At 59.9% G+C, this 10,172-nt stretch carries 7 protein-coding genes; 2 read left to right on the top strand and 5 right to left on the bottom strand.

Going from position 1 to position 10,172, the window contains the following annotated elements; genetic code table 11:
• Nucleotides 1-299 (top strand): transposase (locus tag BW14_RS11615; protein ID WP_140490734.1); only part of this gene is annotated, 299 nt, incomplete at its 5' end.
• A 555-nt stretch (nucleotides 300-854) separates the two neighbouring features.
• Here the strand turns inward: BW14_RS11615 and galK are convergent.
• The 3 genes from galK to BW14_RS11595 are packed head-to-tail and all read right to left on the bottom strand — an operon-like array spanning nucleotide 855 to nucleotide 4,196.
• Complete coding sequence (gene galK, locus BW14_RS11605) at nucleotides 855-2,105, bottom strand: galactokinase (RefSeq protein WP_004221309.1); 1,251 nt, start codon at nucleotides 2,103-2,105, stop codon at nucleotides 855-857.
• A 31-nt stretch (nucleotides 2,106-2,136) separates the two neighbouring features.
• Nucleotides 2,137-3,387 (bottom strand): galactose-1-phosphate uridylyltransferase, encoded by a 1,251-nt coding sequence (gene galT, locus BW14_RS11600; RefSeq protein WP_022245380.1) that lies wholly within the window; start codon nucleotides 3,385-3,387, stop codon nucleotides 2,137-2,139.
• Nucleotides 3,388-3,392: 5 nt separating this feature from the next.
• Nucleotides 3,393-4,196 (bottom strand): DeoR/GlpR family DNA-binding transcription regulator, encoded by an 804-nt coding sequence (locus tag BW14_RS11595; protein WP_140490756.1) that lies wholly within the window; start codon nucleotides 4,194-4,196, stop codon nucleotides 3,393-3,395.
• Between the two features lie 264 nt (nucleotides 4,197-4,460).
• Between BW14_RS11595 and BW14_RS11590 the strand changes: the two genes are divergently transcribed.
• Nucleotides 4,461-5,612, top strand: a complete 1,152-nt coding sequence (locus tag BW14_RS11590; RefSeq protein ID WP_140490754.1) for a quinone-dependent dihydroorotate dehydrogenase — start codon at nucleotides 4,461-4,463, stop codon at nucleotides 5,610-5,612.
• A gap of 245 nt (nucleotides 5,613-5,857) precedes the next feature.
• Here BW14_RS11590 and BW14_RS11585 read toward each other — a convergent pair whose 3' ends face one another.
• Entirely contained in the window at nucleotides 5,858-7,198 is a 1,341-nt protein-coding gene (locus tag BW14_RS11585) for an NADH:flavin oxidoreductase/NADH oxidase (protein WP_181162389.1), read from the bottom strand.
• 409 nt (nucleotides 7,199-7,607) lie between these two features.
• Complete coding sequence (locus BW14_RS11580) at nucleotides 7,608-9,917, bottom strand: transglycosylase domain-containing protein (protein ID WP_140490752.1); 2,310 nt, start codon at nucleotides 9,915-9,917, stop codon at nucleotides 7,608-7,610.
• Nucleotides 9,918-10,172: the final 255 nt, after the last annotated feature.

The following is a 10,172-nucleotide window of genomic DNA, read 5'->3' as shown; positions in this document are numbered from 1 at the left end:
CGGCCGCCCACCTGGCCGCGTACGCCGGCATCGCCCCCGTCACCAGCCAATCCGGCACCAGCATCAAAGGCGAATGGCCAGCCCGCGGCGGCAACAAACGCCTCAAGAACGCGCTATGGCAGTCCGCGTTCGTCGCCTCCACCAAACACCCGCCGTCCATCGCCTACTACAAACGCAAACGCGAACAAGGCAAGCACCACAACGCCGCCGTCATCTGCCTCGCCCGACGCCGCTGCGACGTGATCTACAGCATGCTCAAGAACGGCACCCTCTACCAGGAACAAACCCTCGCCGCATGAAACCAACCGACACAGGCCACGGCAGCCAACCGCCAAGGCCAAGGCGAAGCACGCCCACCACAACCAACCCCGACACGACACAACAACCCCTCACAAGGTTGACAAAAACATAGGAACACCCCCCAGCGTCGCAAACGTAAACTTCGGCTCTATACTGCCGTTCTTGCAGAACACCGGAATCACCCACATCGCGACACGCCGTTAATCGTATAACGTATCGTTTTTCATCAAATACACGTACCGCCCATCCACTGCACGCACAAAACGTAGCCGAACAGGACGGCCACCAAGTCGACACGTCGCTACTTACGAAAGATGCTCCCCTCCTTCAGGAAGAAGGAGGGGAGCACGAATACGATCACAGACAGCACCAGGCCAAACACGTAGCCGCACCGGGAGCCGGGATGAAGCATTCGGCATCGTACCTGCTGGTCATCGCCGTGGGATACGCTGTGCACCATCTGGTCCACAAGTAGATCGTGCAAAAACGCGCGTTGGCGCACGTCCTTTTTCATGGGCGTGCGCCAACGCGCGTTTTTGCATCGGCTTCTGCGATCAGGCCTCGCGGCTCGCGGAAGCCGCAGCGAACGCCGGCAAGGCTCGAGGTGCGTTGAAACCTTCCTTTTCGAAGCGGTCAGCAATCTTCTGTGCGATCTCGTGCCCCTGGCCCTTATCCACCAGGGCGATGATGGAGCCACCAAAGCCGCCGCCGGTCATACGCGCACCATACGCACCGTTGGCACGGGCCACGTCCACGGCAATATCCAACTCGGGCACAGTCACTTCATAATCCGCAGCGAGCGAATCATGAGACGCGTTGAACAGTCGGCCGGCCTCGTCGATCTTGCCGTTGGCGAAGGCACGCACGAAGGAGTTGACACGGGCGATTTCGGTGATGACGTGGCGCACGCGCTTCTTCATCGTGTCGTCTTCCAGCTTGTCGAGCGTTTCCTTGAGCGCCTGGAACGGATCGTCGGACTTGGCGATGCTGTCGGCGACCACACGCAGGTTGGCCACGCCGAGGATTTCGGCGGCCTTCTCGCAAGTGGCGCGACGCTGGGCATACTGTCCGTCGTTGAGCTGGTGCGGAGCCTGAGTGTCAAGCACCAGCAGTTCCAGACCGTACTTGTCGAGATCGAATTCCTGCTGGGAGACGTTCTCCAGCGGGCTCAGCTCTGGACGGCAATCAAGACGCAACGCATGGCCGAAAGTGCAGCGCATGGATGCGTTCTGATCGAGCCCACCGGTGGACGCGCCCGCCATGTCGTTTTCCGACTTGATGGCGGCGTTGATCAGCGTCACACGACCGGCATCGGATGCGCCATAACCCAAACCGTACACGTCATCCAACGCCAAGGCGGTGGAGCAGGTCATGGCTGCGGAGGAGCTCAGACCGGATCCGAGCGGCACGCAGGAGGAGAATGCCGCATCGAAGCCCTGCACCGCATCGAAGCCGGCTTCGCGCAATGCCCAGGCAACGCCTACCGGGTAGGCGGCCCAGCCTTCCACGCCACCGGCCTGCAGGCCGTCGAGGTCGGCTTCGGTGACGTTTTCGGAGTCAACGTCGGAAACCACGCGCACCTTGGTGTCTTCACGCGGCTTGAGCGCGATGAACGTGCGGTGCGGCAGTGCGATCGGCAGGCACAGGCCCGCGTTGTAGTCGGTGTGTTCGCCGATCAGGTTCACACGGCCCGGTGCGGCCCATACGCCAGCCGGCTCCTCACCGTAGGTGGCACGGAACAGATCGGTCGCGTTCTTCACACCCTCGTCGTGCGAGAGCGGCTCAATGAATTCAACAGCAGTCATTGGTGTTTTGTCCTTTGGGTTTTATTGGCTTTCAGCCTTCGATATCGATTGGTCCGAGCTCGTGGAAGCGCTTGGCGATGAGTTCCGGCGTGGTGTCGGAAACCCATGCGGCCATGCCGGATTCGGATCCGGCCAGATACTTGATCTTGTTGGCTGCGCGGCGGAACGAGAAGAACTGCAGGTTCAGGCGGTAGTTTTCACGGCGTACGTCGTGGATCGGAGCCTGATGCCATGCTGCGATGTACGGCAGGTCCATACCCTTGCCGTCACCCTTGTCGAAGAACGCGTTGCCGCGCTTGAGCAGGGTGGAGTACATGACGGCCAGATCCCAACGTTCCTGGTCGTTGAGCTCGTCGAGGGTGAGCACGTCGCGCACCGGGGCCACATGCACCTCGAGGGGCCAGCGGGCTGCTGCTGGCACGTAGGCCACCCAGCTGTGGTTGCGCATGACGATGCGCTCCCCGGCCTCGATTTCGGAGTTCATGAGATCCTTGAGCAGGTTGCCGCCGGTCTTCTCATGGTAGGCTTCGGTCTGCTTGAGTTCGGCTTCCATCTTCGGCGCGATGAACGGGTAGCAGTAGACCTGTCCGTGAGGGTGTGCCAGGGAGACGCCGATTTCCTGTCCGTGGTTTTCGAACGGGAAGATCTGTTCGATGCCTTCCATCTTGGAGATTTCGGCGGTACGGAACGCCCATGCTTCCACGACGGTGCGCAGACGGGAGACCGGCAGGTCTGCCGGCAGACCATTTTCGTCCGGGTCGAAGCAGATCACTTCGCAGCGGCCTGCGGCGAGCTTCTTCTCCCACAGCGGGTTGCCGTTGACGTATTCCACGGCTTCGGAACGGCCCGGCACGCGAACCATGGACGGGAAGCGGTTTTCGAACACGACCACGTTGTAGTCGGTGTCCGGCACTTCGCCGTCTTGGTACGGGTCGCCCGGCTTGCGTGCGGCCAGCGGGTTGCCTTTGGCGGTGGCGCCAGGGCCCGCGGTGATCGGACGGTTCATGCGTGCGGTCGCCATAGGAATCCAGTCGCCGGTCAGTGGATCGCGACGCATTTCCGGAGCAGCGTACGGCACTTCCTCACCGGCCGCGTTGAGCTGGTTGGAGAAACGGTATGCCAGCTGACGAGGATCGTTCAGTTCGCGCGTCTTCGCGCCGGAAACGTATTCCGGATCATCGTCGAGGTAGAAGAAAGCGCGGCCATCGGCGAGCGTGGTCGGCGTGATGCGAATGTGCTCCTTCGCGTACTCTCCGGGAGTGTAGTTTGCGAATTCACTCATTATGGTTATTCACCTTCCTGAATAGGCTCGCTCTGGTGTGCCAGCACGAGCTCTTTAACCAAATCCCTTGTTTTCCCAACCGAATCGGGGTCTAGTCCATCATCGGTAATGACCGTGTCCACCTGGTCGAAGCGTGCGAAAAGCGACAATGATGTGCAGCTCCACTTGGTGTGATCGGTCAAAATTATGGTGCGATCGGCAATGTCCATCATCGCCATATCGGTTGCGGCCTCCAGCGAGTTCGGCATGAGGAAGCCACGGGGTATCGACACGGAGTGCGTGCCGAGGAATACGGTGTTGACGCGCAAGGATGCGACGACCTTGTCGGCGATCGGCCCCACGAGGGAGTTCGAACGCGTGATCACACCACCGGTGACGATCACCTCCACATCCTTGGATTCAAGCGCCTGGACGAGCTCCGCCACTGGAATCGAATTGGTGAGGATGGTGATGCCGCTGGATTGCTGCGATTCAAGCAGATGCTGGGCGAATACGTAGGCCGTGGTGCCGCCGCCGATGGCGATCACGTCTCCGAGTGCCACGTATTTCACAGCCTCTTGGGCGATGGCGTCCTTGAGTCCGATGTCCATTTGGGACTTCACGGAGAACAGGGGCTCGCTCAACAGGGTACTGGTGGTCACGGCACCGCCGTGGACACGCTTGAGCAGACCCTTATCGGCCAACTCCGCGATATCGCGGCGGATGGTCATCGCCGAAACTCCCAGCTCCTTGGATAGCGCGGTAATGCGCACTGCACCGCGCGTGCGCAGCCTGCTCAAGATGAGGTGCTGACGTTGTGACGAAATCATACGAACATTATCGCACACAAAAGCTCACAAACAAAACCGTGTTGAGCGTTTTCCGCCAAAGTTTGCGTTCGCATCGTTCCATTGACGGCCTAGCAGCTCTTCAACGCCGCCGAATCGCGCAAAATCGCACATCGACAGCACATATGCAGCGAAACCAACTGAAAACTCCGTACCCGAACCCGCGGCACGGCCCCGCCTAGCATGCATGATCAACTGTGCACACCCTGCTGGCTTCGGAACACCCCGAGTGAGAGAATGGGCGTTATGACTTACGTTATCGACAGCTTCTGGCATGACGCCGTGAACAAGGCCACCACCGACCTGTTCACTTTCGGATACAAGCACATCATCAAACCGAACTTCGTGTTCAACCATAGGCCCGACGAGGCGCACGACCAGATGATCGAATTCTGCCATGTGGTCAGGAACCTTCCGCCGCTGCTGTTCGCCGAGCGCACGATGCTCGACTACACCGACCCCATCCTGGAGACGAATGTGATGGGCATCGACTTCTCCAACCCGTTCGGCCTGTCGGCCGGCCTCGATAAGAACTGCGACATGCCCGTGGTGCTGGACAACGCCGGTTTCGGCTTTGAAACCGTGGGCTCCACCACGTCCCGACCCTGCCCAGGCAATCCGAAGCCCTGGTTCCATCGCCTGCCCGAATACGATTCGATGATGGTGCACGTGGGTCTCGCCAACATTGGCTCGGACAAGGTGATCGCCCGCGCAGAACAGGCGTGGACGCAGGCGCGGCAGATGCAGATCTCCGTGTCCATCGCGCGCACCAATGACAACCTGTGCGGGGATCTGGACGAGGGCATCGAGGATTATTGCATCTCGATGCGCCGCGCCGCCGGACGCACCGCCATGGTGGAGGTGAACGTCTCCTGCCCGAACACCCATGTGGGCGAACCGTTTACAGCCTCCCCCGAAGCGCTCGACCGATTGTTCACTGCTTTGGACAAGATTGAGCGACCGCAGCCCACGCTGGTCAAGATGCCGCTCAACAAGCCGTGGGCGGAATACAAGGAACTGCTGGATGTGCTCGCCGAGCATAATGTGCAGGGCCTGTCCCTAGCCAATCTGCAGAAGGACCGGACCGGTCTCGAGATTCCGCGCGACTGGGAGGGAGGCCTTTCCGGCGGCCCGTGCACCACAGCCAGCAACGCACTGGTGCGCAAGGTATATCAGGAATACGGCGACCGCTTCGTCATCGCCGGCATCGGAGGCATCTTCACTCCGGAGCAGGCGTACGAGCGCATCCGCTCCGGTGCAAGCCTGGTCATGTTCATCAGCTCGCTGATGTATCGCGGACCGCAGCAGATCACTGTGCTCAAGCGCGGCTTGGCTGAACTGCTGCGCCGCGACGGCTTCGAGCACGTGTCCGACGCCGTCGGCGTGGACGTACGGTAACTGGCACCGGTGCGTCTGTCTCTCCCCCAGTCAGCTTTCGCTGACAGCCCCCTCGTCAGAGGGGGCCAAAATACCACCGCTGTCTGCTTCACGGCAACGGTCCGTCAGAGGGGGCCAGTGGGCTTATGTAATTGCAGGCTCCCCTTGTCAGGGGAGCTGGCCCGCGAAGCGGGACTGAGGGGTAGTCCCTCCGCCAGAGGGGGCAGTGCTACTCAGACAATTACGCGATAAACCACTAATACCTATCAGAACGCGCCGCGGATGTATTGCGGCTGGTATGGAGCCTCGGTAACAGGAACGCCGAGCTTGTTGGCGGCGCGCAACGGCCAATACGGGTCACGCAAGGCAGCACGACCGATCTCCACGGCGTCCGCCTGGCCACGGGTCAGGATCTTGTTCGCCTGCTTCGGCTTGGTGATGAGGCCCACGGCAGTGGTGGGCACACCGGCCTTGGCACGAACCTGCTCGGAGAACGGCACCTGATAATTGTCCTTCACCGGAATGGATACGCCGGCGATGATGCCGCCGGTGGACACATCCACGAGGTCGACGCCATGCTCCTTGAGCATCCTGGAGACCACGATGGTCTGGTCAAGATCCCAGCCGCCGGCAGCCCAATCGGTGGCGGAGACGCGCACCAGTACCGGCATGCTCTCCGGCACGGTGGCACGCACCGCATCTACGACCTCCAGCAGGAAGCGGGCGCGGCCTTCCAGACCACCGCCGTATTCGTCCGTACGCTCGTTGCACAGCGGATCCAAGAACTCGGAGATCAAGTACCCGTGGGCCGCATGAATCTCAATGGCCTGGAACCCTGCCGCCACAGCGCGGCCTGCAGCCGCCGCGAACGCCCCCACAATGCCGTGAATCTCATCCACGGACAGCTCGCGAGGCTTGTTCAGATTGCCGAACTCAATTGGCGAAGGAGCCACGGTAGACCAGCCGCCCGCTTCCTCAGGCACGCTCTGTCCTTCATATCCGACCGGGAAGCAGCCTGTGGACGCCTTGCGCCCGGCATGATTGAGCTGCACGGCCGCAACGGCACCGGCATTGCGGATGCCATCCACGATCCAGCGCCATGCGTCGATCTGCGTATCCTCCCACAGACCGACATCACACGGGGAGATGCGGCCTTCCGGAGCCACGGCGGTCGCTTCGGCGATGATCATGCCGAAACCGCCGAACGCGCGGGACACATAATGCTGGTAGTGGAACGGGGTGGGCTTGCCGTCACGGGCAAACGCGGAATACGTGCACATCGGAGGCAGCCAGATGCGGTTGCGCACGGTCACATCGCGCAGCCCCATCGGAGTGAACAGCCCGACTTTGTTCTTCTTGCTCTTATCGGATTCCTTAGCCACGTTCTTGCCTTTCTTCTCTGTTTTACCGCTCCTGGCAGCTGCGCCGCCGGCCTTGCCATTGGACTTCTTGCCGGAGCCTTTTCCCTTCGTCTTGTCCGCATCGCCGTTCAGCGCATCCGCACCCATATCATCCGAATCAGATGCCGCCAATGTCACCGCTTTGAGCTCCGGGACATCGAATCCCCTGAAATCGAAATTGTTGTGCGTCAACGTATCGCCGCCCATGAATCCCCTCCATTAACCGGCTGAGATTGCGGATACCGCCGGCCGAAGTATGTTGTATCGCATTCATTGTAAAACGGGCGTCACCTCAATGAGGTAACGCCCGCAAACTATGTAATTGGCCTTTACAATTCGATTGGGTTCTTAGTGGCCTGTGTCAGAAATACGTTGATGAATTGACTACCCCTCAGTCCCGCTTCGCGGGACAGCTCCCCTGACAAGGGGAGCCGCAATTACATAAGCCCACTGGCCCTCTCTGACGGACCGATGCCGTGAAGCAAACAGCGGAGCTGTTTGTAGGCAACGTCCTGACAGGGGAGCCAATGGTCTAATCAACGAACTTCTGGCGTAGAATCCTAGGTCTTCTCAGTCGTCACGCGACTGCCACGCAGTCCCGCGCACACGCCAATGATCACTGGTCGTCCGAGGAGCTTTCGCTTGATGTGGAGCCGCTGTTCGTGTTGTTCGATGTGTTGGAGTTGGAATTCGAATTATTCGAGTTGCTCGAATTGTTGGAGTTATTCGAATTGTTCGACCGCTGCGTGTAGGCGCGTCCGCCGATACCCAACGTGGTGCCGCTGGCCGTGTACTTGGCCACCGGCTGCCCATAGTCGTTGTCGATCGGCAGCTGCTTCTTGTCCGCATAGGCGTTCAGGAAACTGCGCAACGCAGGGGCCGCGATGGTGGAACCATCCCAGTAGCTGTTGTACACGCCGTTGATGCTCATGTTGGCGATACGGTGTGCGTACGGGTTCTGGGCGTCGCCGACCACGGCGAACGTAGCAATCTGGTTCGGAATGAACGAACCACTGGAAACCGCCAAATCCTCGGAGGTACCGGTCTTACCGAACGACTTGCGCCCGTTGTTGAGCTGGAAGTTGCGGCCTTGACCGTCGGATCTGGTCACACCTTGGTTCAGCGTGTAGGCCAGCGTCTGGATGATGTCCTTGTCTACCGCCTGATGGCAATTGGCGGACGGCACCTTGAGCTCCTGGCCGTCGCCATTGGTCACCTTGGAGATGGCGATAGGGTTGCACTGCACGCCGTTCGCTGCATACACGGCGAAGATGGAGGCCATGGTCAGCGGGGAGACGTTGACCGAACCGATCATCATGGACGGCGTGAAGGATGCGGTCTTGTCGATGGTCTCGCCGGTTTTGGCGTCATGGTAGCCAAGCTCGGTGGCGGTGTCCGCCACCTTGCACAGCTTCATGATGGAGCCCATCGAAGCTTGGGTGGTGTTATGCGAACGCACCAGACCAAGGAACGGGCTTTCAGGATTCACCGTGGTGCCGAATGCATTCTGCACCTTCCAAGAATCGGCGCCGCCAGTGTACCGGTCGCAGGCGAAGTCGGTCGTCGGATACACGGTGGCCGTCTGCAGGTTGTCGTTGATGGAGTGTCCGGCCTCCATCCACGCCACCAGATTGATGGGCTTCCACGAGGAGCCGATGGTCCAACCGGAGCCGCCGCCGTCCGCAAGATCGACAACGTAGTTCTGGCTGGTCTTCGTCGGATCGTTGGCTGCCTCAGGCGTGGCGTCATAATACCGGTTCAGACCAAAGCCGAGCACTTCGCCGGTACCCGGCTTGACAGCGGCCATCGCGATTTCCATGCCGCTGGAATCGTTCGGTGGAATCGTGTTGCGCGCAGTGTCCATCAGCATGGAGTTGGCGTCCACGTCGAGCGTGGTGACGATCTTCAGGCCACCTTCCTGCAGCAACTTGTATCGCTCTTCCTGGGTCTTGCCGAATTCCTCGGAGTTCTGGATGCGATGCACCACGTAATCGCAGAAGAACGCGTAGTCGCCGGTATCCTGGCAACCGACATTCACATTCTGTACTTTCAGCGTATCCTTCAGCGGAATGGCCTTGTCTTTCTTGGCCTCTTCCTGCGTGATGTAGCCTTCCTGAGCCATCAGGTCGAGTACGATGTTGCGCTGCTTCTCACTTTCCGCCTGGTTGCTTTCAATCAACGGATCGTATTGGTTCGGGTTCTTGGTGATCGAGGCGATGGTCGCCGCCTGAATCGGGGTCAGTTCGGAAGCGGACGTGCTGAAGTAACGCTGGGCCGCAGTCTCCACACCGTACAGGTTGCTGCCGAACTGGGCGATATTGAGGTATCCCTGCAGGATCTCCGCCTTGGAGTACTTCTTCTCCATCTGCACGGAGATGAGCATCTCGCGGATCTTTCGCGCAATGGTGTCCTCGGTGGCATGGTACTGGGCGATGGAGTCGTCATCCTCAATGGCCTGCATCAGCAGCACGTTCTTGACATACTGCTGGGTCAGGGAGGAGCCGCCCTGCTGGGACTTCTGCAGCATGTAGGTCTGCACAAAGGCTCGCATCACACCCTGCACATCCACGCCGGCATGCGACCAGAAGCGGCGGTCCTCGCGTGCCACCACAGCCTGCTGCATGGCTTTGGAGATGTTCTTCAGGGGCACCACGATACGGTTCTGGTTGTAGAACGTGGCGATCACGGTCGTGCCATCGTTCGCATACATGGTCGACTTCTGCGGCAGGTTAGTCACGTCGAAGTCCACGTTCTCCACCTTCAACGAGGGGATGACCGCCTTGGCGGCCTTGTTCGCGCCGAACACGCCCGGCACGAACAGCACGCTGGCCACCACGCCGCCGGACACGGCAAGCATGATGTACGCGAGCAGAAGGACAAACACACGACGAACTGTCAGGGACTTCTTTTTGGGCATGGGCCCCATTCTAAATGGCCCGGCGTACCAATCCAATGGCCCGCCCGCGTATCCAGTCAATCATCACAAGAACCGCACTAGCGTAACGTTTGCTGGACATCAGCCGAATACGCCGGGCCAATCATTTCGTCAACAAAATTGACATTTGCTTGCAGACTACCCCTCAGTCGGCTTCGCCGACAGCTCCCCTGACAAGGGGAGCCTGCGCATATCTATGCAACGTGCACAGCTAGTATCCCGCATCATTAATTCGTAATTATATTT

The organism is Bifidobacterium sp. UTBIF-68, from assembly GCF_006408855.1.
Classification (GTDB): domain Bacteria; phylum Actinomycetota; class Actinomycetes; order Actinomycetales; family Bifidobacteriaceae; genus Bifidobacterium; species Bifidobacterium reuteri.
Note: the sequence above shows the minus strand (reverse complement) of the source record. Positions and strands in the feature narration are given on the sequence as shown.